The 21,737-nt window shown below is 60.5% G+C and carries 13 protein-coding genes and 3 rRNA genes; 11 read left to right on the top strand and 5 right to left on the bottom strand.

The window, feature by feature from the left end; genetic code table 11:
* Positions 1–83 precede the first annotated feature (83 nt).
* From rluD to ilvN, 5 genes are all read left to right on the top strand, one after another.
* Positions 84–1,037: a 23S rRNA pseudouridine(1911/1915/1917) synthase RluD gene (gene rluD / locus HA399_RS16155; RefSeq protein WP_054556942.1), complete on the top strand. Its 954-nt coding sequence runs from the start codon at positions 84–86 to the stop codon at positions 1,035–1,037.
* 39 nt (positions 1,038–1,076) lie between these two features.
* Positions 1,077–1,853: a peptidoglycan editing factor PgeF gene (gene pgeF / locus HA399_RS16150; RefSeq protein ID WP_404325499.1), complete on the top strand. Its 777-nt coding sequence runs from the start codon at positions 1,077–1,079 to the stop codon at positions 1,851–1,853.
* Between the two features lie 311 nt (positions 1,854–2,164).
* On the top strand, positions 2,165–4,813 hold the full coding sequence (gene clpB, locus HA399_RS16145) for an ATP-dependent chaperone ClpB (protein WP_404325498.1): 2,649 nt from the start codon (positions 2,165–2,167) through the stop codon (positions 4,811–4,813).
* Positions 4,814–5,391: 578 nt separating this feature from the next.
* On the top strand, positions 5,392–7,116 hold the full coding sequence (locus HA399_RS16140) for an acetolactate synthase 3 large subunit (protein ID WP_404325497.1): 1,725 nt from the start codon (positions 5,392–5,394) through the stop codon (positions 7,114–7,116).
* Positions 7,116–7,607: an acetolactate synthase small subunit gene (ilvN, locus tag HA399_RS16135; RefSeq protein ID WP_043337227.1), complete on the top strand. Its 492-nt coding sequence runs from the start codon at positions 7,116–7,118 to the stop codon at positions 7,605–7,607. The genes HA399_RS16140 and ilvN overlap by 1 nt, the downstream gene beginning before the upstream one ends.
* A 91-nt stretch (positions 7,608–7,698) precedes the next feature.
* Here the strand turns inward: ilvN and ilvY are convergent, their stop codons facing one another.
* Entirely contained in the window at positions 7,699–8,628 is a 930-nt protein-coding gene (gene ilvY / locus HA399_RS16130; protein ID WP_043337230.1) for an HTH-type transcriptional activator IlvY, read from the bottom strand.
* A gap of 320 nt (positions 8,629–8,948) precedes the next feature.
* Here ilvY and ilvC point away from each other — a divergent pair, with 320 nt between their 5' ends.
* The 5 genes from ilvC to rrf all read left to right on the top strand — a co-directional run bounded on the left by ilvC (position 8,949) and on the right by rrf (position 16,596).
* Positions 8,949–9,965 (top strand): ketol-acid reductoisomerase, encoded by a 1,017-nt coding sequence (gene ilvC / locus HA399_RS16125; RefSeq protein ID WP_043337232.1) that lies wholly within the window; start codon positions 8,949–8,951, stop codon positions 9,963–9,965.
* Positions 9,966–10,174: 209 nt separating this feature from the next.
* Positions 10,175–11,026 carry a CDP-diacylglycerol--serine O-phosphatidyltransferase gene (pssA, locus tag HA399_RS16120; protein ID WP_043337235.1) on the top strand — a complete coding sequence of 284 codons (852 nt, stop codon included), beginning with the start codon at positions 10,175–10,177 and terminating at the stop codon, positions 11,024–11,026.
* 647 nt (positions 11,027–11,673) lie between these two features.
* Positions 11,674–13,214, top strand: a 16S ribosomal RNA gene (locus tag HA399_RS16115).
* A 244-nt stretch (positions 13,215–13,458) separates the two neighbouring features.
* Positions 13,459–16,344: ribosomal RNA gene (locus tag HA399_RS16110) — 23S ribosomal RNA — on the top strand.
* Positions 16,345–16,480: 136 nt separating this feature from the next.
* Positions 16,481–16,596: ribosomal RNA gene (gene rrf, locus HA399_RS16105) — 5S ribosomal RNA — on the top strand.
* Together the 16S, 23S and 5S rRNA genes form the textbook arrangement of a ribosomal RNA operon.
* Positions 16,597–17,379: 783 nt before the next feature.
* Here the strand turns inward: rrf and HA399_RS16100 are convergent.
* Positions 17,380–18,279, bottom strand: coding sequence for a Tim44 domain-containing protein (locus HA399_RS16100; protein ID WP_107335863.1), 900 nt, complete (start codon positions 18,277–18,279; stop codon positions 17,380–17,382).
* A gap of 74 nt (positions 18,280–18,353) precedes the next feature.
* On the opposite strand from HA399_RS16100, the gene HA399_RS16095 reads away from it, so the two are divergent.
* Positions 18,354–18,959 (top strand): isochorismatase family protein, encoded by a 606-nt coding sequence (locus HA399_RS16095; protein ID WP_404325495.1) that lies wholly within the window; start codon positions 18,354–18,356, stop codon positions 18,957–18,959.
* A gap of 27 nt (positions 18,960–18,986) precedes the next feature.
* Here HA399_RS16095 and yaaA read toward each other — a convergent pair whose 3' ends face one another.
* The 3 genes from yaaA to HA399_RS16080 all read right to left on the bottom strand — a co-directional run bounded on the left by yaaA (position 18,987) and on the right by HA399_RS16080 (position 21,447).
* The gene (yaaA, locus tag HA399_RS16090; protein WP_404325494.1) at positions 18,987–19,775 is read right to left on the bottom strand and encodes a peroxide stress protein YaaA; all 789 of its coding nucleotides are present in this window, start codon (positions 19,773–19,775) and stop codon (positions 18,987–18,989) included.
* Positions 19,776–19,882: 107 nt separating this feature from the next.
* Positions 19,883–20,335, bottom strand: coding sequence for a DMT family transporter (locus HA399_RS16085; RefSeq protein ID WP_043336565.1), 453 nt, complete (start codon positions 20,333–20,335; stop codon positions 19,883–19,885).
* Between the two features lie 80 nt (positions 20,336–20,415).
* Positions 20,416–21,447: an NADP(H)-dependent aldo-keto reductase gene (locus HA399_RS16080; RefSeq protein WP_404325493.1), complete on the bottom strand. Its 1,032-nt coding sequence runs from the start codon at positions 21,445–21,447 to the stop codon at positions 20,416–20,418.
* Positions 21,448–21,737 lie beyond the last annotated feature (290 nt).

The following is a 21,737-nucleotide window of genomic DNA, read 5'->3' as shown; positions in this document are numbered from 1 at the left end:
CATGGCGGGCATGCTAGAATCCGCCGATCCGCACTCACTATAAAGCAAAGGCCCTTTCGTGCGAAACGGCCTCAGAGAGCAATATGGCAGACACCATCAACCGCGAAGAGCGGATCCCGGAGGCGATGATTGGCATGCGCCTTGATCAGGCCTGCGCCGAGATCTTCTCCGACTATTCCCGCGAGCGTCTCAAGCACTGGATCAAGACCGGTGCGCTGACCCTCGACGGTGCCGCCGTCAAACCCCGCGAGAAGGTCTATGGCGGTGAACGTCTGGCCCTGACCGCCGAGCTTGAAGAAGAAGTCAGCCACGAGCCGGAAGATATCGAGCTCGAGATCGTCTATGAAGACGACGACGTGCTGGTCATCAACAAGGAGCACGGCATGGTCGTGCATCCGGGCGCGGGTAATCACGATGGCACGCTGCTCAACGCCATCCTGCATCATTGTCCGGGCAATTCCATGATGCCGCGTGCCGGCATCGTGCACCGTCTCGACAAGGACACCAGCGGACTGATGGTGGTGGCCAAGTCATTGACCGCTCAGGCGGACCTGGTCGAGCAGCTGCAGGCCCGTACCGTGTCGCGTGAGTATGACGCCGTCGTCACGGGCGTGCTGACCTCCGGTGCCACCGTGGATGCGCCCATCGGGCGTCACCCCAAGGACCGCAAGCGTCAGGCCGTCACTCACAGTGGCAAGCCGGCGGTCACCCACTTCCGCGTGGTGGAGCGTTTCCGGGGTCACACCCATATCCGCTGCAAGCTGGAAACCGGGCGTACCCACCAGATTCGCGTGCACATGGCGCACCAGCGCTATCCGCTGGTCGGAGACCCGGTCTACGGCGGGCGTCTGAAGCTGCCGCCGGGGGCCAGTGACCCGCTCAAGGAGCTGCTGCGTCAGTTCCCGCGTCAGGCACTGCATGCCCGTCGTCTCGCCTTCATCCACCCGATCACGGGCAAGGAAGTCGAATTCCGCGCCGAGATGCCGGGCGACATGCTGGTGCTGATCGACTATCTCAAGGAAGACATCGCTCGCTGAGGCGGCAGGCTCGCGCGACACGCCGCACAAGGAGAGGTTATGCACGACGAGAGTCTACGCCCGACCCTGGTACTGCCGGACTGGCCCGCGCCGAGCCCGGTGCAGGCCTTCGTGACCACGCGTGAGAGCGGCCCCAGTCAGGGGCCGTATGCCGGCTTCAATCCGGCGCTGCATGTCGGCGATGACCCGGCGATGGTGGCGCAGGTGCGTGAGTTGCTTGCGGCGGAGGTCGATGACGGTCGTCCGCTGGCGTGGCTGGATCAGGTGCACGGCACTCAGGTGGTGGATGCCTTCGATGTCTGCCACGCCGAAGACCGCCCGGATGCCCCGCCACGGGGGGATGCCTGCATCAGTACCGGCACCGGGCAGGCCTGTGTGGTGATGACGGCGGACTGCCTGCCGGTGCTGTTCTGTGATCGGCAGGGCACGCGCGTCGGTGTGGCACACGCGGGTTGGCGCGGGCTGGTCGAAGGCGTGCTGGAAGCCACCATCGAGCGTCTCGGCGATGATCCCGGCGAGCTGATGGCCTGGCTGGGCCCGGCGATCTCCAATGCGCAGTTCGAGGTCGGCCCCGAGGTGCGTGATGCCTTCATCGCGGACCTTCCCGAGGCCGATGACGCCTTCGAGGCCAGCCCCTACCGGCTCGGTCACTACATGGGCGATCTCTACAAGCTGGCACGCCTGCGTCTCGAGCGTGCCGGGGTCGGTCATGTCAGTGGCGGCCACTTCTGTACCGCCTCTGAATCCCGCTTCTATTCCCATCGGCGGGATGATGGCGTGACCGGACGCCTCGCCACGGTGATCTGGCTGCGCTGAGGCGCTGGTCAGGAATCTCTGATCGGGTCTTGGTTCAGCGCATTCCGCCAGCTCGACATGCAGTACCCACAAACGCCCCGTTGACCTGATGTCTCAGGTTGGCGGGGCGTTTCTGTGTGTGACAAAGCTGATGGCCGGCGGGGGCGGTGGGAATCTGACCTGGATCAGGCAAATGCCACAACATGCTGCAGCGCGGCGAATCCTGCCTTGAAAGCCGTGCGCCAGCCCCCATCTTGAGAGTCAGATACGAAATGTTACAGGCGAAGCTCCTGAGAAAAGGAGTACCGCCATGACTCTCAGGAGAAGGCACCATGCGCATCGACAAACTCACCAGCAAGCTGCAGAACGCTCTGGCGGATGCCCAGTCGCTCGCCGTCGGGCGAGGCCACAATGAAATTCACCCGCAGCATCTGCTGCTGGCACTGCTGGAAGACCGCGATGGCGGGCTCAAGGCACTGGTCAACAAGGCGGGCGGCGATGCCACCAGCCTGATGAGCGGCCTCAAGCGCCAGCTGGATGACCTGCCCACCGTGTCCCAGTTCGACGGCAATGTCGCGCCCTCGCAGGTCCTCGGCAAGCTTCTGAATCTGGCCGATCGCGAAGCGCAGAAGCGCGGCGATCAATACATCGCCTCCGAGCTCGCGCTGCTGGCTACGCTGGAGCTGGGTGGTGATCTCGGCAAGCTGTTCACCTCCTCGGGCATCAAGAAGCCCGCCCTGACGTCCGCCATCGATGCGCTGCGCGGTGGCGAAGCCGTGGGTGATGCCGATGCCGAGAACAATCGCGAGGCGCTCAACAAGTACACCCTGGATCTCACCGAGCGCGCGCGGGATGGCAAGCTCGACCCGGTGATCGGGCGTGACGAGGAAATTCGCCGCACGATCCAGGTGCTGCAGCGTCGCACCAAGAACAACCCGGTGCTGATCGGTGAGCCCGGCGTCGGCAAGACCGCCATCGTCGAGGGACTGGCCAGCCGTATCGTCAATGGCGAGGTGCCGGAAGGCCTCAAGAACAAGCGCGTGCTGTCCCTCGACATGGGCTCGCTGCTGGCGGGGGCCAAGTTCCGCGGCGAATTCGAGGAGCGCCTCAAGTCGGTGCTGAAGGAGCTGGCACAGGAAGAAGGCCAGGTCATCCTGTTCATCGACGAGCTGCACACCATGGTCGGCGCGGGCAAGGCCGAAGGCGCGATGGATGCCGGCAACATGCTCAAGCCGGCGCTGGCGCGTGGCGAGCTGCACTGTGTCGGTGCCACCACGCTTGACGAGTATCGCCAGTACATCGAGAAGGACGCCGCGCTGGAGCGCCGCTTCCAGAAGGTGCAGGTCGACCAGCCCAGCGAGGAAGACACCATCGCCATCCTGCGTGGACTGAAGGAGCGCTATGAGGTGCACCACGGGGTCGACATCACCGACAGCGCCATCATCGCCGCCGCACGGCTGTCCTCGCGCTACATCACGGACCGTCAGCTGCCAGACAAGGCGATCGACCTGATCGATGAGGCCGCGTCACGTATCCGCATGGAACTGGATTCCAAGCCGGAGGAGATGGACCGTCTCGACCGCCGCCTGATCCAGCTCAAGATGGAGCGTGAAGCGCTCAAGAAGGAAACCGACGAGGCGGCGCTCAAGCGTCTCGGCGCGCTTGAGGACCAGATCTCGGAGCTGGAGCGGGAATACGCCGACCTCGATGAAGTCTGGAAGGCCGAGAAGTCCAGCATCCAGGGCGCGGCCCAGTTCAAGGCCGAGCTGGAGCAGGCGCGTATCGATCTGGAGCAGGCACGCCGCGCCGGTGATCTCAGTCGCATGTCGGAACTGCAGTACGGCGTGATTCCGGGGCTCGAGAAGCAGATCAGCGAAGCCGGCGACGGCGAGGCGGATACCTCCGCCCACGTACTGCTACGCTCCAATGTCACTGAGGAGGAGATTGCCGAGGTCGTCTCGCGCTGGACCGGCATTCCGGTCGCCAAGATGCTCGAAGGCGAGCGTGACAAGCTGCTGCGCATGGAAGAGGCGCTGCACGAGAAGGTGATCGGTCAGGACGAGGCGGTGATCGCGGTATCCAATGCGGTGCGTCGCTCCCGCGCGGGGCTGTCCGATCCGAATCGTCCCAACGGCTCCTTCCTGTTCCTCGGCCCGACCGGTGTCGGCAAGACGGAGCTTTGCAAGTCACTGGCCAACTTCCTGTTCGACACCGAAGAGGCGATGGTGCGCATCGACATGTCCGAGTTCATGGAGAAGCATTCCGTGGCTCGCTTGATCGGCGCGCCTCCCGGCTATGTCGGCTATGAAGAGGGCGGCTATCTGACCGAGGCCGTGCGCCGCAAGCCGTACTCCGTGCTGCTGCTCGACGAGGTCGAGAAGGCGCATCCGGATGTCTTCAACATCCTGCTGCAGGTGCTGGAAGATGGCCGCCTGACCGATGGTCAGGGGCGCACCGTCGACTTCCGCAATACCGTGATCGTGATGACCTCCAACCTGGGCTCGGAAATGATCCAGCGCATGAGCGGCCTCAATGGCGAGCTGGCGGAAGACGAGGGCAGCACGGAAAGCGCCGACGAGCGTGCCGAGCGCAAGGCGGCCTTCCAGTACGACGACATGAAGACGGCGGTGATGGAAGTCGTCGGCAATCACTTCCGTCCGGAGCTGATCAACCGCATCGATGAAGTGGTCGTGTTCCACGCGCTGGGACAGGCGCAGATCGCCTCCATCGCGGGCATTCAGCTTGAGCGTCTCAAGGCGCGTCTGGCCGAGCGTGATCTCGGCTTCGAGATCACCGACCCGGCGATGGCTTTGCTGGCCAAGGCCGGCTTCGATCCGGTCTATGGCGCTCGCCCGCTCAAGCGCGCCATCCAGAGCCGCATCGAGAACCCGCTGGCCCAGGCCCTGCTGGGCGGTGACTTCGTGCCCGGTGACGTCATCCATGTCGGCGAAGAGGGCGGGGAGCTGACCTTCACGCGCTGATTCGTGCGCCCGTGAGTGACGCCCCACCGTGACGGAAGCACGCCCTTCCGCTTGCGGTGGGGCGTTTTCGTGTCTGCCGCCCGGGCGCAAAAAGACAACCCGGCGTGAGGCATGCTGAAATTCACGAAGCAGAAAATTGCGAATTTATCGCCATTGGTGAGGTTTTACGCACGCTTATGGCCGGATTCGTTGTTATCGGTGTGGCATTTGGCGCAGGCGGCGCACACTGGCGTAAGGTTGAGTTGACAGCCCCTTGCGGCTGTTGGACTCTTGACCATTCCTGATTGCGGGCGCGGCCATTCGGGCGACCCTCGAAGCGCCGCGTGAAGGACAGACGCTGAGTCGCTGTCCGCCTGTCAAAGGATACGCCGGTCCGGGTACGCCAACCGTACCGACCGGCCATCAGCCCCGACCGCATCCAACCGATGCGACAAGAGTGCAGGCCCTAACCGGGCCGCAGACGCCAGGGTTTGGCATCAGGTGCCGCAATTTCTGCGGTAGCGACATTCAGGTCGCACTCGATCCGGCTTGCGCATTGCCGCCGGACGCACTCGAGACCTCCAGGGGAGAATAACCAAGTGGAATTGCTTTCCGGCGCTGACATGATCGCCCGCGCCCTGCATGACGAGGGCGTGGAATATATTTACGGCTATCCCGGTGGGGCGGCGCTGCATATCTATGACGCCCTGTTCCGCCAGGACAAGGTCCAGCACATTCTGGTCCGTCACGAGCAGGCCGCGACCCACGCCGCCGATGGTTACGCGCGCGCCTCCGGCAAGCCGGGTGTGGTGCTGGTCACCTCAGGCCCGGGCGCGACCAATGCCGTCACCGGTATCGCCACGGCCTACATGGACTCGATCCCCATGGTCGTGCTGTGTGGCCAGGTCGCCAGCCACCTGATCGGTGAAGACGCCTTCCAGGAAACCGACATCGTCGGTGTGACCCGCCCGATCGTGAAGCACAGCTTCTCGATCAAGCACCCGAGCGAGATTCCCGAGGTGATCAAGAAGGCCTTCTATCTGGCCTCCAGTGGTCGCCCGGGGCCGGTCGTCATCGATATCCCGAAGGACATGACCGCCCCGACCGAACGCTATGAGTACAGCTACCCCAAGAAGGTACGCATGCGCTCCTATAGCCCGGTCACTCGTGGCCATAGTGGCCAGATCAAGAAAGCCGTCGAGCTGATGCTCAAGGCACGTCGCCCGCTGTTCTTCACCGGCGGTGGTGTGGTGTCAGGGCGTGCCAGCGAAGCGCTGACTGACCTGGTGCGCCGCCTCAACTTCCCGATCACCACCTCGCTGATGGGCATCGGTGCCTACCCGCAGGGCGATCGGCAGTGTCTGGGCTGGCCCGGCATGCACGGCTCCTACGAGTCGAACAATGCCATGCACCACACCGATCTGATCATCTGCATCGGTGCGCGCTTCGATGACCGCGTGACCAACAACACCTCGAAGTTCTGCCCGACGGCCAAGATCATCCACGTCGACATCGACCCGAGCTCGGTCTCCAAGACCGTGCGCGCCGATGTGCCGATCGTCGGTCCGGCCGATGCCGTGATCAACGAGATGATCAGCCTCGTGCAGGGTCGCGAGCTGGCCAATCCTGATGCACTGGAGGCCTGGTGGTCCCAGATCGATGGCTGGCGTGCCGAGCGTGAAGGCAAGCTGTATGAGCCGTCCGCCCCGGGTGAGCCGCTCAAGCCGCAACAGGTGGTGGAAGCCGTGCACCGCGCGACGCGTGGTGAAGCCTTCGTCGCCACCGATGTCGGTCAGCACCAGATGTTCGCCGCCCAGTACTACAAGTTCCAGCGCCCCAACCGCTGGATCACCTCCGGTGGTCTGGGCACCATGGGCTTCGGATTCCCGGCGGCCATGGGCATCAAGATGTCCTACCCGGAAGACGATGTGGTGCTGTTCACCGGTGAAGGCAGCTTCCAGATGATGATGCAGGAGTTCTCGACCTGTAAGCAGTACGGGATCGGGGTCAAGATCATCAACCTCAACAACCAGTCGCTGGGCATGGTGCGTCAGTGGCAGGACCTGAACTACAAGTCCCGTCACTCGCATTCCTATATGGAGTCGCTGCCTGACTTCTTGCAGCTGGCGGGTGCCTATGGCTTCCGTGCCATCAAGGTGCACACGGTGGAGGAGCTCGAGCCTGCGCTGGAAGAAGCCTTCCGCAACAAGGACGAGCTGGTGTTCCTCGACATCTATGTCGACCCGCGTGAACACGTCTACCCGATGCAGGTGCCTCTCGGCTCCATGCGTGACATGCTGCTTACGAAGACGGAGCGGACCTGATGCGCCATATCATCTCCATTCTGATGGAAAACGAACCGGGCGCGCTGTCACGGGTCGTCGGCCTGTTTTCACAGCGCAACTTCAACATCGAGACCCTCAACGTGGCCCCGACCGAAGACGCGACCCTGTCCCGTCTGACCGTCACCACGGTCGGTGAAGATCGCGTCATCGAGCAGATCACCAAACACCTCAACAAGCTGGTGGATGTGGTCAAGCTGGTGGATCTCACCGAGGGCAGCCACATCGAGCGCGAGCTGATGCTGGTCAAGGTCAAGGCGCTGGGCGCCCAGCGTGACGAGATCAAGCGCACGGCGGACATCTTCCGTGCCCAGATCGTCGACATCACGCCGAGCCTCTACACCATCCAGATCACCGGCGACGGTGGCAAGCTGGATGCCTTCCTGGCGGCGATGCAGCCGGTGGGTGTGCTGGAAGTGGCACGTACCGGTGTCTCCGGCATTGCCCGCGGTGAGAAGGTATTGAGCCTGTAAGACGGTGGTGGTGGAATCGCAAGACAAGAACGGCGCCCCTCGGGGCGCCGTTTTCGTTGCTGCGCCATTTTCGTTGGCTCGCTATCAGGCATCAGTCAGCGGGGCGCTGCGGCGAGCCGGGCAGTTGCTCCCACAACGCGCGCACCAGCGGGTGACGCAGGCGTTTTTCCTGTACGCACAGGCCGACCTTGTAGGGGGTCAGCGGCGGATCGACATCAAGGATGCGCACCTGGTCGGCCAGCGGCGAATTGTCGAGCACGATCTGCGGCACCACGCCGATCCCGAAGCCCAGTCCGACCATGCTGACGATGGCCTCGTTGCCGGCGACCTGGGCATACAGGCGCGGCTTGATGCCGCGTGTATGGCACCAGGCATCGAAGCGCTCGCGCGCCAGGCCGGTCTCCGACAGGATCATCGGCACGCGCGTCCAGTCGATGTGGTCGTCGCCCGCCGCCGAATCGTCCGCCTCGCCGATGCCTTCCAGTTGCTGGCCGGGGCCATCACGACGCGGGGCAATGAAGCGCAGTGGCGACTCGGCGAAGTCGGTGAAGGCGAGACGGGAAGGCAGCACATCGGGGCGCGCGGCGATCGCCAGGTCCTCGTGGCCCATCAGGACACGCTCCAAGGCCACGGCGGGGTCGCCGGTATGCAGCTTGAGCTCCACATGCGGATGACGGGCACGGAAGGTGGCCAGAATCTCGTAGAGAAAGCTGTAGCTGGCGGTCACCGAGCAATACAGGGAGAGCTCGCCGCGCAGCTCATCGCTGTCTTCCAGCAGTGACTGGCGAATGTCATCCCATTGACTCAGGAGTTCGCGAGCATGACGACGGAAGCGTTCACCCGCCGGTGTCAGCGCGACGCTGCGGTTGTCGCGCTCGAACAGGCTGACGCCCAGCTCTTCCTCCATGGCCCGGATGGCGCGTGACAGGGCAGAGGCGCTCAGGTGGCAGGCTGTGCTGGCGCGCCCGAAATGCAGCGTTTCGGCGAGGGTCAGGAATTGCTTGAGTTGACGATTGTCCATGCCGGAGTCCGCTGTCGGTGAGTGCTGAAGGCGGAAATGCCTTGTGTTGCGCAATATGGCATATGATGGTGCAAATATAGCATTTTACGCAATGTCGAGGTGCAGGTAAGGTAGACTCATCGCCGCGCAGGAGGAGGACGGCAGACCTTGATCCAAGGCGCACGACCCCCCCAGGACGCAGAGCGGCCGAGACAGATGGCCGTCGGCGCTGGACACTGTCATACGCCTTTCCCCTGCGGGAAGGGTCGCAAGAACAACAGACACTCTTTCAAGATCTCACGCCATCCCGCTGACGGGGTGAGCCGCCAGGAGCAATGACGATGAAACTCTATTACGACAAGGATTGTGACCTCTCCCTCATCCAGGGCAAGAAAGTGGTCATCCTCGGTTACGGTTCCCAGGGCCACGCCCACGCGAACAACCTGAAGGAATCCGGCGTCGACGTCACCGTAGCCCTGCGTCGCTCTTCCTCCAGCTGGGCCAAGGCCGAAGCGGCTGGCCTGAAGGTTGCCGAAGTCGAGGAAGCGGTCAAGGCTGCCGACCTGGTCATGATCCTGGCGCCGGACGAGAACCAGAAGGCCATCTACGAGAACCAGGTGGAACCGAACCTGAAGCAGGGCGCGACCCTGGCCTTCGCTCACGGCTTCAACGTCCACTACAACCAGGTCGTGCCGCGTGCTGACCTCGACGTCATCATGATCGCGCCGAAGGCACCGGGTCACACCGTGCGTTCCGAGTTCGTGAAGGGCGGCGGTATCCCGGACCTGATCGCCATCCACCAGGATGCGACTGGCCAGGCCAAGGACATCGCACTGTCCTACGCGGCAGGCGTCGGCGGCGGCCGTACCGGCATCATCGAGACCACCTTCAAGGACGAGACCGAAACCGACCTGTTCGGCGAGCAGGCTGTCCTGTGTGGTGGCGCGGTCGAGCTGGTCAAGATGGGCTTCGAGACCCTGACCGAAGCGGGCTACGCACCGGAAATGGCCTACTTCGAGTGTCTGCACGAGCTCAAGCTGATCGTCGACCTGATGTACGAAGGCGGCATCGCCAACATGAACTACTCCATCTCCAACAATGCGGAGTATGGCGAGTACGTGACCGGCACCGAAGTCATCAACGAGCAGTCCCGTGTCGCCATGCGCAATGCACTCAAGCGCATCCAGAGCGGTGAATACGCCAAGATGTTCATCCAGGAAGGCAACACCAACTACCCGTCCATGACGGCCCGTCGTCGCCAGAACGCTGAGCATCCGATCGAGCAGACTGGTGAGAAGCTGCGCGGCATGATGCCGTGGATCACTGCCAACCAGCTGGTCGACAAGTCACGCAACTGATCCTGGCTATTGGATACGGCGTGAAATGAGCGGGGCGCTCTCCATCAGGAGGGCGCCCCGCTTGCGTTGTTGCTCTATAAGCGCTATCGAATGGGAGAGGGAAGTGACAGTCGACGGTGAGGCCGCTAGGGTGTCACCACTATTCGCGCTCACTGGCAGGTGTAGAATGTGGTTACCCTGCCACGACGAGGCATGATGCAAGGAATCCCATGACTGACGAAAATCGACATCCCGGCGCAGAAGAAGCCCCCGAAGCACAGACACGCCGCAGCAGTTCAGTGCTGGACAAGGTAGTGGAGGAGTTCACCGACGACAGCGAAGTCGTGGAAGAAGCCATCGAGGACGGCAAGCCCGTTCGTCGGCGTGGCATCTATCTGCTGCCCAACCTGTTCACCACCTCCGCGCTGTTCTCCGGCTTCTTCGCTGTGGTGTGTGCGCTGAACGGGGAGTTTGCCAACGCCTCCATCGCCATCTTCGTCTCGATGGTGCTCGACGGCCTGGATGGTCGTGTGGCACGCCTGACCAACACCCAGAGCGCCTTCGGTGCCGAGTACGACAGCCTCGCGGACATGCTGTCCTTCGGCGTGGCGCCGGCGCTGGTCACCTTCAGCTGGATTCTGCAGGATGTCGGCAAGATCGGCTGGATCGCCGCCTTCGTCTACGTCGCAGGCGCTGCGCTGCGTCTGGCGCGCTTCAACGTCCAGATCGGCTCCACCGACAAGAAGTGGTTCATCGGTCTGCCGAGTCCGGCAGCGGCGGCACTCGTGGCCGGCTGCGTATGGACCATGCACAACTTCGACGCCGAGACCTTCGCCTTCAAGTCGCTGATGGTCTTCGTGGTCGCGGCTGCCGGTATCCTGATGGTGTCGAACATCCGCTACTACAGCTTCAAGGAAATCGACCTCAAGGGGCCGGTGCCCTTCGTCGCGCTGCTCGCCATCGTGCTGGCCTTCGTGGTCATCTCGCTGGAGCCGTCCGTGATGCTGCTGGGCCTGTTCGGTTGCTATGTCGCCAGTGGCCCGATCATGGCGCTGGGGCGCAAGCTGCGCGGCAACAAGTAAGCGTCAGCTGTCAGCAATGTGATGATCGATATTCGGCCCCGCCATTCCTGGCGGGGCCGAATGCGTTTCTGGCCGGGGGAAGATGTCAGCAAGCAACGGCGCGACGAGGACAAGAAGAAAAGAGAAGCAGTATGAGGAGGGGAGAGAAAGGCAGAGCAGAGATGTCACCCGTATGTCCCGAGAATGACAATCTCTTGAAAAAGCCCTTGCCCTCACGGCGGTTCGTGCGTAAAGTACGCATCCGCTGCCGGGGACGCATGGCGTTACCAGCGGTGAAAGAGGTTTGCAGGTGATTGTTTTGCTTGATGTTTTTGAAGTCCGCTTCGACATCAACGATTGACAATCCCGGGCGATTCGCTAGAATACGCCGCACTCCTTACGGAACAGGTGATCGAGCAACGCTCCTCACCGCTTGATGATGCTTAGAGGCAGTCGACTGACTCATCATCAAGTGCTTGACTTCTCAAGCGTTCCGGGTAGAATATGCCTCCTCGCTTAACAGCGACGCTCTTTAAAAATTTTATCAGGTAATTCGTGTGAGCGCTTGCCGATGAGTGGTGACAAGGTCACCAAATATCGGAGCAAGCCTCTCACGAGAAGTTTGACTCTGAACCAAGTTTGGTCTGCTTAACAGACTATCAAGCTTTCAACTGAAGAGTTTGATCATGGCTCAGATTGAACGCTGGCGGCAGGCTTAACACATGCAAGTCGAGCGGAAACGATCCTAGCTTGCTAGGAGGCGTCGAGCGGCGGACGGGTGAGTAATGCATGGGAATCTGCCCGATAGTGGGGGACAACCTGGGGAAACTCAGGCTAATACCGCATACGTCCTACGGGAGAAAGCAGGGGATCTTCGGACCTTGCGCTATCGGATGAGCCCATGTCGGATTAGCTTGTTGGTGAGGTAATGGCTCACCAAGGCGACGATCCGTAGCTGGTCTGAGAGGATGATCAGCCACACTGGGACTGAGACACGGCCCAGACTCCTACGGGAGGCAGCAGTGGGGAATATTGGACAATGGGCGAAAGCCTGATCCAGCCATGCCGCGTGTGTGAAGAAGGCCTTCGGGTTGTAAAGCACTTTCAGCGAGGAAGAACGCCTTGGGACTAATACTCCCGAGGAAAGACATCACTCGCAGAAGAAGCACCGGCTAACTCCGTGCCAGCAGCCGCGGTAATACGGAGGGTGCAAGCGTTAATCGGAATTACTGGGCGTAAAGCGCGCGTAGGTGGCTAAGTCAGCCAGGTGTGAAAGCCCCGGGCTCAACCTGGGAACGGCATCTGGAACTGCTTGGCTAGAGTGCAGGAGAGGAAGGTAGAATTCCCGGTGTAGCGGTGAAATGCGTAGAGATCGGGAGGAATACCAGTGGCGAAGGCGGCCTTCTGGACTGACACTGACACTGAGGTGCGAAAGCGTGGGTAGCAAACAGGATTAGATACCCTGGTAGTCCACGCCGTAAACGATGTCAACTAGCCGTTGGGTCCCTTGAGGACTTAGTGGCGCAGCTAACGCAATAAGTTGACCGCCTGGGGAGTACGGCCGCAAGGTTAAAACTCAAATGAATTGACGGGGGCCCGCACAAGCGGTGGAGCATGTGGTTTAATTCGATGCAACGCGAAGAACCTTACCTACCCTTGACATCCAGAGGACTTTCCAGAGATGGATTGGTGCCTTCGGGAACTCTGAGACAGGTGCTGCATGGCTGTCGTCAGCTCGTGTTGTGAAATGTTGGGTTAAGTCCCGTAACGAGCGCAACCCCTATCCTTATTTGCCAGCGAGTAATGTCGGGAACTCTAAGGAGACTGCCGGTGACAAACCGGAGGAAGGTGGGGACGACGTCAAGTCATCATGGCCCTTACGGGTAGGGCTACACACGTGCTACAATGGCAAGTACAAAGGGTTGCAATACTGCGAAGTGGAGCCAATCCCATAAAGCTTGCCTCAGTCCGGATTGGAGTCTGCAACTCGACTCCATGAAGTCGGAATCGCTAGTAATCGTGGATCAGAATGCCACGGTGAATACGTTCCCGGGCCTTGTACACACCGCCCGTCACACCATGGGAGTGGACTGCACCAGAAGTGGTTAGCCTAACCTTCGGGAGGGCGATCACCACGGTGTGGTTCATGACTGGGGTGAAGTCGTAACAAGGTAGCCCTAGGGGAACCTGGGGCTGGATCACCTCCTTATCGACACTGTCTACTGCTCGCGGCAAGTGCTCACAACGAATTACCTGATCTTATTGCTGGCTTAGCCGGCAGTGGCAAGCGTGCTCATCATAGAGCGCGCTTCTCACTGTTCTCTGAACAGCCGCTCTTTAACAATGTGAATCATGCTGACGATAGATGTGTGCGCCAAGTGCATGTCTATCAAACGATATGTCGGAGAGGTCCGACAGATTCGTAATCCTTGACAGACCCCTTGGGGTTATATGGTCAAGCGATTAAGCGCATACGGTGGATGCCTTGGCAGCCAGAGGCGATGAAGGACGTGATAGCCTGCGATAAGCGTTGGCGAGGTGGCAAATACCCTGCGACCCAACGATTTCCGAATGGGGAAACCCACTCACCATCAGGTGAGTATCTATAGGCCAATACATAACCTATAGAGGCAAACCCGGGGAACTGAAACATCTAAGTACCCGGAGGAAAAGAAATCAACCGAGATTCCCCAAGTAGCGGCGAGCGAACGGGGACCAGCCCTTAAGCGTGACAACTGACAGACGAACAAGCTGGGAAGCTTGACGATACAGGGTGATAGTCCCGTAGTCGAAGTCTGAGTCACGTGAAATCGAGTAGGTCGGGGCACGAGAAACCTTGACTGAACATGGGGGGACCATCCTCCAAGGCTAAATACTCCTGGCTGACCGATAGTGAACCAGTACCGTGAGGGAAAGGCGAAAAGAACCCCGGCGAGGGGAGTGAAATAGATCCTGAAACCGTATGCGTACAAGCAGTGGGAGCACCTTCGTGGTGTGACCGCGTACCTTTTGTATAATGGGTCAGCGACTTATATTCTGTGGCGAGCTTAACCGTATAGGGGAGGCGTAGGGAAACCGAGTCTTAACTGGGCGACCAGTCGCAGGGTATAGACCCGAAACCGGGCGATCTATCCATGGCCAGGGTGAAGATTGAGTAACATCAATTGGAGGCCCGAACCCAAGTATGTTGAAAAATGCTGGGATGAGCTGTGGATCGGAGTGAAAGGCTAATCAAGCCCGGAGATAGCTGGTTCTCCTCGAAAGCTATTTAGGTAGCGCCTCACGTATCACCGCTGGGGGTAGAGCACTGTTTCGGCTAGGGGGTCATCCCGACTTACCAACCCGAGGCAAACTCCGAATACCAGTGAGTGCAGCGTGGGAGACACACAGCGGGTGCTAACGTCCGTTGTGAAAAGGGAAACAACCCAGACCGTCAGCTAAGGTCCCAAAATCCTGATTAAGTGGGAAACGATGTGGGAAGGCTCAGACAGCTAGGAGGTTGGCTTAGAAGCAGCCATCCTTTAAAGAAAGCGTAATAGCTCACTAGTCGAGTCGGCCTGCGCGGAAGATATAACGGGGCTAAATCAGGTACCGAAGCTACGGGTTCATCCTCTGGATGAGCGGTAGAGGAGCGTCGTGTAAGCCAATGAAGGTGGATTGAGAAGTCTGCTGGAGGTATCACGAGTGCGAATGCTGACATGAGTAACGATAAGGGGAGTGAAAAACTCCCCCGCCGGAAGACCAAGGTTTTCTGTTCTACGTTAATCGGAGCAGAGTGAGTCGGCCCCTAAGGCGAGGCGGAAACGCGTAGTCGATGGGAAACGGGTTAATATTCCCGTACCGGATGTGGTTGCGATGGGGGGACGAAGAAGGCTAGGTGAGCCAGGCGTTGGTTGTCCTGGTGAAAGCATGTAGGCCGAGGAATCAGGCAAATCCGGTTCCTCTGAGGTCGAGATGCGAGACGAACTGACCACGGTCAGGAAGTCATCGATGCCACGCTTCCAGGAAAAGCCTCTAAGCTTCAGATCACATGCGACCGTACCCCAAACCGACACAGGTGGTCAGGTAGAGAATACCAAGGCGCTTGAGAGAACTCGGGTGAAGGAACTAGGCAAAATGGCACCGTAACTTCGGGAGAAGGTGCACCGGTTCGAGTGAAGGACTTGCTCCGTAAGCTCTTACCGGTCGAAGATACCAGGTGGCTGCAACTGTTTATTAAAAACACAGCACTCTGCAAACGCGCAAGCGGACGTATAGGGTGTGACGCCTGCCCGGTGCCGGAAGGTTAATTGATGGGGTTAGCTCACGCGAAGCTCTTGATCGAAGCCCCGGTAAACGGCGGCCGTAACTATAACGGTCCTAAGGTAGCGAAATTCCTTGTCGGGTAAGTTCCGACCTGCACGAATGGCGTAATGATGGCCACGCTGTCTCCACCCGAGACTCAGTGAAATTGAAATCGCAGTGAAGATGCTGTGTACCCGCGGCTAGACGGAAAGACCCCGTGAACCTTTACTATAGCTTTACACTGGATGCTGATGTTGTCTGTGTAGGATAGCTGGGAGGCTTTGAAACCACGTCGCCAGATGCGGTGGAGCCAACCTTGAAATACCAGCCTGACATCATTGGCGTTCTAACTCAGGTCCGTTATCCGGATCGAGGACAGTGTATGGTGGGTAGTTTGACTGGGGCGGTCTCCTCCTAAAGAGTAACGGAGGAGCACGAAGGTACCCTCAGCACGGTTGGAAATCGTGCATTGAGTGCAAGAGCATAAGGGTGCTTGACTGCGAGACAGACACGTCGAGCAGGTACGAAAGTAGGTTCTAGTGATCCGGTGGTTCTGTATGGAAGGGCCATCGCTCAACGGATAAAAGGTACTCCGGGGATAACAGGCTGATACCGCCCAAGAGTTCACATCGACGGCGGTGTTTGGCACCTCGATGTCGGCTCATCACATCCTGGGGCTGAAGTCGGTCCCAAGGGTATGGCTGTTCGCCATTTAAAGTGGTACGCGAGCTGGGTTTAGAACGTCGTGAGACAGTTCGGTCCCTATCTGCCGTGGGCGTCGGAAGTTTGAGAAGAGCTGCTCCTAGTACGAGAGGACCGGAGTGGACGAACCTCTGGTGTTCGGGTTGTCATGCCAATGGCATTGCCCGGTAGCTACGTTCGGACGGGATAACCGCTGAAAGCATCTAAGCGGGAAGCCCCCTTCAAGATGAGACTTCCCTGAGGCCTTGCGCCTCCTGAAGGGCCCTTGAAGACTACAAGGTTGATAGGCTGGGTGTGGAAGCACAGCAATGTGTTGAGCTAACCAGTACTAATTGCCCGTGAGGCTTGACCATATAACACCCAAGGGGTTTGCGCAGGCAAACGCCGGGATTGCGACAGGATCGAGACATATCGGTCAGCATGATTCATATTGCGAGTCACGAGGCCACAAGCCTTGAGACTCAGGCATCGCAAGATGCCACCGTTTCGCCTGACGACCATAGCGAGCGTGAACCACCCGATCCCATGCCGAACTCGGAAGTGAAACCGCTTAGCGCCGATGGTAGTGTGGAGTTTCTCCATGTGAGAGTAGGTCATCGTCAGGCACTTATCCCGAACCGCCCCTGTAGCCTTGCTGCAGGGGCGGTTCTCTTTGTGCGCAGGAAAAGTGGTGCTCAGGAAAGAATGCGGCTAGAACAGTTTCTCCCTGCAAGAGTCGCGGATGGCCGCCCCACGACAGTCATGAAAAGCTCGTCAGGCATTTATACTGAACCGCCCCTGTAGCCTTGCTGCAGGGGCGGTGCTGTCTGTGGCAGTGCATAGGGGGCGCAAGGTGCCCTGCTGAGGAAGGGAAGCGCGCAGGGATCCGCCTGTGGGCAACCGGAATATGGGAGCTGGCACCTGAATTATCCACAAGGGCTTGTCGAGCACGAGGAGCGTCCAGGAGTAGGCAAGCCTTGCTGAAACCATGGGCACAGCCGGCTGATGGTGGGGGCTGATCAGGCGTCGCGGGTTCTGCACCTCAGGGTTGCTCATGTTTTTTACGGTCAGGCTGAACTAAAGCTCAATCGGCGACTCTGAGTATGTGAGTTTCGACGTTCCCTTGCTTAGAAACTTGTCTGTGCTATCCCATCAGCAGACTTTTTGCGATCTGGCGCTCCTGCCTTGCAGTCGAGCAGCCTATCCGCCGGTCACTTCCCCAGTGGCCGGTTTTTTTATGCCTGTCATTCGGGCGATGCCTTTGTGGTCTTCGGCGAGCTGTTGCAAAGCCCTGGTAGGTCATCTGCAGCGAGACACAAAAAAGCGGCCGGATGAGTGATCATCCGGCCGCTTTGGCATCTGATGTGGCCCTCACGGAGTGAAGGTCACGTCAGTGAGCGAGATACGACTTAGCTGTTCTGCTCGATGCCCTGGATGTGCCAGTCGGCGCCATCGCGCAGCTCACGGACCAGGTGCCAGGTCTCGTTGAACTCGTTCTGCTCGCCATTTTCATCCAGCACGCCGTGGAACAGGACCGTCGCTTCCGCCTGCTTGCCAATCTCCTGCACGCTGCCCAGTTCAGCAAACAGACGCACGATCTCGGTACGGTTGTTGGCCGGTTGCTGAGCGCGCTCTTCACGCAGCAGATTGTAGAGCTCTGGCGTGACGTACTCCTGAATGCGCGGCAGGTCATTGTTGTCCCAGGCGCGCTGCAGCGTCATGAAGTGTTCCTTGGCGCCGCCGAGGAACTGCTCCTTGTCGAACCAGGCCGGTTCGCTGGTCGGGGCACCGCCTGTCAGGCCTGCCCCGATACCACCGGCCGGAGCCAGCGACTCGCCTTGCGGCTGATGCGCTTCACGCGCCTGCACATTGCGCGGCTGGTCATCGTGGCGTGTAGAGGAACCACCACCACTACCTGCCGGCCCGCCGCTCGCCATGGCGGCCTTCTTGCGCGCGCTGAGGAACTTGAAGGCGATGAAGGCGATCACCGCGATGATCAGGAAGTCTGTCATGCGCAGACCATCGAAGGCGCCGCCGAAGAACAGCGATGCCAACAGGCCGCCTGCCAGCAGACCTGCAAGAGGTCCGGCAAACTTGGACAGGCCGCTGGAGGGTTTGGACTTCGCTGCGGTGCTGCTGTTGGTGGCCTTGTTGCTGCCAAACAGTGAGCTGGAGGATTTTCCGCTGTCAGCGGATCGTGAGTAGCTACCGAAACTCTTGCCGCCGCCGAGGCGCTTGGCCTCTGCGTGTTCGACGCTCAGACCGAAGCCGAGCAAGCCGACCATCAGCATGATGAACAGATGGCGCATGTGGGATCTCCTTGGATGCGCTAGCGTGTAAGTGGAAGCTCCATTCTAGCCTTAGAATCGTCGTGGGAGGACCAATGGACGACGAAAAGTCTCAACACCTGATGGCGAGGCGATCATTGTTGTTGCTGATCGATTTCCAGGCTCGCCTGATGCCGGTTCTGAGTGGCGGAACCGAGGCCATCAACAGTGCCATCTGGCTGGGCGGAATCGCCCAGGCGCTGGAAATTCCCGTCTGGCTGACCGAGCACTGTCCCGACAAGTTGGGCGCAAGTGCTCCGATGACGCATCTACTGAGCGAGCGCACCCGCTGCTTCACCAAGCGCAGTTTCAGTGCGCTGGATGCGCAGGACTTTCGCAAGGCATTGGAGCAGAGTGGCTGTGACCAGTTGGTGATATGTGGTGCCGAGGCGCACGTCTGTGTGATGCAGACCGTGCTGTCCCTGTGTGGCGCAGGCTATCGAGTGGCGCTGGTCGCCGATGGGGTCGCCAGTCGCCGCCCGCGGGAGGCGGCGCTGGGGGTGGCCCGCTGCGAGGCCGCGGGCGCCAGTATCGTCAGTGCCGAGATGGTGGCGTATGAATGGCTTGGGTGTGCAGATCACGTCCTGTTCGGCGATATTCATCGCCGTTACCTCAAACCGCGTGCCGCAGAACATCTGACTTTCCCTGGGCTGGGCGGATGAGGCGTCAAGTGACCCGGCGGTCACGTATCAGGCGCGTGCCGCGTCGGCCTCACTGCGCGTGAAGACCAGCGTATCGCCCTCAGAGGCGGCATTGGAGAAGCGATAACCGGCCACGTCGAAGTCCTTGAGGTCTTCGGCTGTCTCGATGTCGTGCTTGAGCATCCAGGCGCTCATCAGGCCGCGTGCACGCTTGGCGTAGAAGCTGATGATCTTGGACTGGCCGTTCTTCTCGTCCTTGAAGACCGGCGTCACGATACGGTGGCGGAACGTCTTGGCATCGATGGCCTTGAAGTATTCATTGGAGGCCAGGTTGACCAGTATCGGCGTGCCGCTGTCTTCCACCGCCTGCTCCAGTGCCGGAGTCAGCGTCTTGCGCCAGTAGGCGTAGAGGTCCTTGCCGGCCGGGTTGCTCAGACGCGTGCCCATCTCGAGACGGTACGGCTGGATAAGATCCAGCGGGCGCAGCAGCCCATAGAGGCCGGAGAGAATGCGCAGCTTGTGTTGTGCGCGTTCAAAATCTTCCTCGCTGAACGAATCCGCCGCCATGCCCTGATAGACATCCCCCTGGAAGGCCAGCACCGCCTGTTTGGCGTTATCCGGCGTGAAGGGCGGCTGCCATTCCTGGAAGCGAGCGGCATTGAGGCCGGCCAGCTTGTCGGAGAGCTTCATCAGGCTTGCGATGTCCTGCGGCGACTGCTCGCGCAGGATGTCGATCAGCGGTTGAGCCTGCTCGAGAAAATCGGGTTGGCTATGACGGGAGGTCACGGGGGCGCTGTCGAAATCCAGCGATTTGGCGGGCGAAATCACACTCAGCATGTAGACCTCCTGGCAGGGAAAGGTCTCAGTATATCAGGCAGACAAGATGGCCCCGAGTCCGCCAGGACTATCGGGGCCATAGATTGCACTGCGTGACGCCAGAGGCATCAATAGCGGCGGATCAGGAAGACCCCCGCGAACAGCAGCAACACGCCTGCCACGCGCCCCAGCGAAAGGTCATGCTGCGGGAAGGTCGCCCAGCCGAAGTGGTCCAGCACTACCGAGGCCGTCAGCTGCCCCGCAAGGAAGGTGGCCATCATGGTGGCTGCGCCCAGCTTGGGCACCAGTATCACGCTGGCCGCGACGAAGAAGGCGCCCAGCAGGCCGCCGGTCCAGCTCCACCAGGGGGCCGCTTTCAGGGCGCCGACGCCCGGCATGGGCAGGCGCATGGCCAGCACGATGACGACCAGCGCGATCGAGCCGACCACGAAGCTGACCATGGCAGCCATGAGCGAGCTGTGGGTCTGCAGGGCCAGCGTGGAATTGACGCCAGCTTGAATCGGCATCATGGCACCGGCGGCGACAGCCATGAGGATCATGCTCAATTCAGCGGGATTCATGAGGGGTCCTTGGTCACGAGCAGGCCGGTCATGATGACCGGCCTGTCGGGGTTGTGTATCCGTTACGGGTCAGAGGCGATTCAGGGGCACGGGTTGGGCGCGGTGTTGTGGATCATCTCGATCTCGGCCAGCACTTCCTCGCTCAGCTCCACCTCGAGGCTTTTGATGTTGCTTTCCAGCTGGGTCATCGTCGTGGCACCGATGATGTTGCTGGTCAGGAACGGGCGAGTGTTGACGAAGGCGAGAGCCATCTGGGCCGGGTTCAGGCCGTGACGACGCGCGATGTCCACGTAGCAGGCGATGACGTGCTGAGCCGGCTCGGCGTTGTAACGCTGGAAACGCTCGAACAGCGTCAGGCGAGCGCCTTCCGGACGGGCGCCGTCCAGATACTTGCCGGACAGGGTGCCGAAGGCCAGCGGCGAGTAAGCCAGCAGGCCGACATCTTCGCGGTGCGCGAACTCGGCCAGGCCCACTTCGAAGCTGCGGTTGACCAGGTTGTACGGGTTCTGGACGCTGGCCACGCGCGGCAGATTCAGGCGCTCGGCCAGGTTCAGGCACTGCATCACGCCCCACGGCGTCTCGTTGGACAGGCCCACGGCGCGGATCTTGCCGGCGGTGACCAGCTCGCCGAGTGCCGACAGGCTTTCTTCCAGCGGCGTCATGTCTTCGTCTTCGGTCGGCTGGTAGCCCAGCTTGCCGAAGAAGTTGGTCTTGCGGTCCGGCCAATGCAGCTGATAGAGGTCGATGTAATCGGTGCCCAGGCGACGCAGGTTGTCGTCACAGGCGGCGATGATCTGCTCGCGCGTCAGGCGTGAGCCACCGCGCAGGTAATCCATGCCCGGGCCAGTGACCTTGGTGGCGATCTTGACTTGATCACGATTGCCGCGTGCCGCCAGCCAGCTGCCGATGTACTGCTCGGTACGGCCCTGGGTCTCGCCATTCGGGGGCACCGGGTACATCTCGGCGGTATCGATGAAGTCGATGCCAGCGTCGAGCGCGCGGTCCAGCTGCTGGTGGGCATCGGCTTCGCTGTTCTGCTCGCCGAAGGTCATGGTGCCAAGGCATAGCAGACTGACGTCGATGCCAGTACGGCCAAGAGCTCTACGTTGCATGCAGGATTCCCCTATGGGTAGGTGTCAATGTAGCGGGCAGGACGAGTGCTTCCAGCACGCGCGTGGCGCGCGGTTCGCGCGCGTACTTTACCCCAAGGATGGCGCACATATTAGCAGCGTAACAAAAACCCACAAGGCGGGCTTGAGTCCCCCCGATTGCGCGAGTATGCTTGGCGCCCCGCTGTCAGGGGAGCAGTCTTTCTAGGCCGCCCGCAAGGGCAAACTGACAGTGTTGGCAAGGAGAATAGCGTCGCGGGCTCAGGATCGGGCCAGGACACGGCGTCACCCCT

Origin of the sequence: Cobetia sp. UIB-001, from assembly GCF_044789135.1 — a bacterium.
Taxonomy (GTDB): Bacteria; Pseudomonadota; Gammaproteobacteria; order Pseudomonadales; family Halomonadaceae; genus Cobetia; species Cobetia amphilecti.
This window is presented reverse-complemented; position numbering and strand designations above follow the sequence as displayed.

What these genes read in the sequence shown, in the direction of transcription:
- rluD (WP_054556942.1), top strand. Translation starts at nt 84, where the DNA reads ATGGCAGACACCATCAACCGCGAAGAGCGGATCCCGGAGGCGATGATT.
- pgeF (WP_404325499.1), top strand. Translation starts at nt 1,077, where the DNA reads ATGCACGACGAGAGTCTACGCCCGACCCTGGTACTGCCGGACTGGCCC.
- clpB (WP_404325498.1), top strand. Translation starts at nt 2,165, where the DNA reads ATGCGCATCGACAAACTCACCAGCAAGCTGCAGAACGCTCTGGCGGAT.
- ilvN (WP_043337227.1), top strand. Translation starts at nt 7,116, where the DNA reads ATGCGCCATATCATCTCCATTCTGATGGAAAACGAACCGGGCGCGCTG.
- ilvY (WP_043337230.1), bottom strand. Translation starts at nt 8,628, where the DNA reads ATGGACAATCGTCAACTCAAGCAATTCCTGACCCTCGCCGAAACGCTG.
- ilvC (WP_043337232.1), top strand. Translation starts at nt 8,949, where the DNA reads ATGAAACTCTATTACGACAAGGATTGTGACCTCTCCCTCATCCAGGGC.
- pssA (WP_043337235.1), top strand. Translation starts at nt 10,175, where the DNA reads ATGACTGACGAAAATCGACATCCCGGCGCAGAAGAAGCCCCCGAAGCA.
- HA399_RS16100 (WP_107335863.1), bottom strand. Translation starts at nt 18,279, where the DNA reads ATGCGCCATCTGTTCATCATGCTGATGGTCGGCTTGCTCGGCTTCGGT.
- HA399_RS16095 (WP_404325495.1), top strand. Translation starts at nt 18,354, where the DNA reads ATGGACGACGAAAAGTCTCAACACCTGATGGCGAGGCGATCATTGTTG.
- yaaA (WP_404325494.1), bottom strand. Translation starts at nt 19,775, where the DNA reads ATGCTGAGTGTGATTTCGCCCGCCAAATCGCTGGATTTCGACAGCGCC.
- HA399_RS16085 (WP_043336565.1), bottom strand. Translation starts at nt 20,335, where the DNA reads ATGAATCCCGCTGAATTGAGCATGATCCTCATGGCTGTCGCCGCCGGT.
- HA399_RS16080 (WP_404325493.1), bottom strand. Translation starts at nt 21,447, where the DNA reads ATGCAACGTAGAGCTCTTGGCCGTACTGGCATCGACGTCAGTCTGCTA.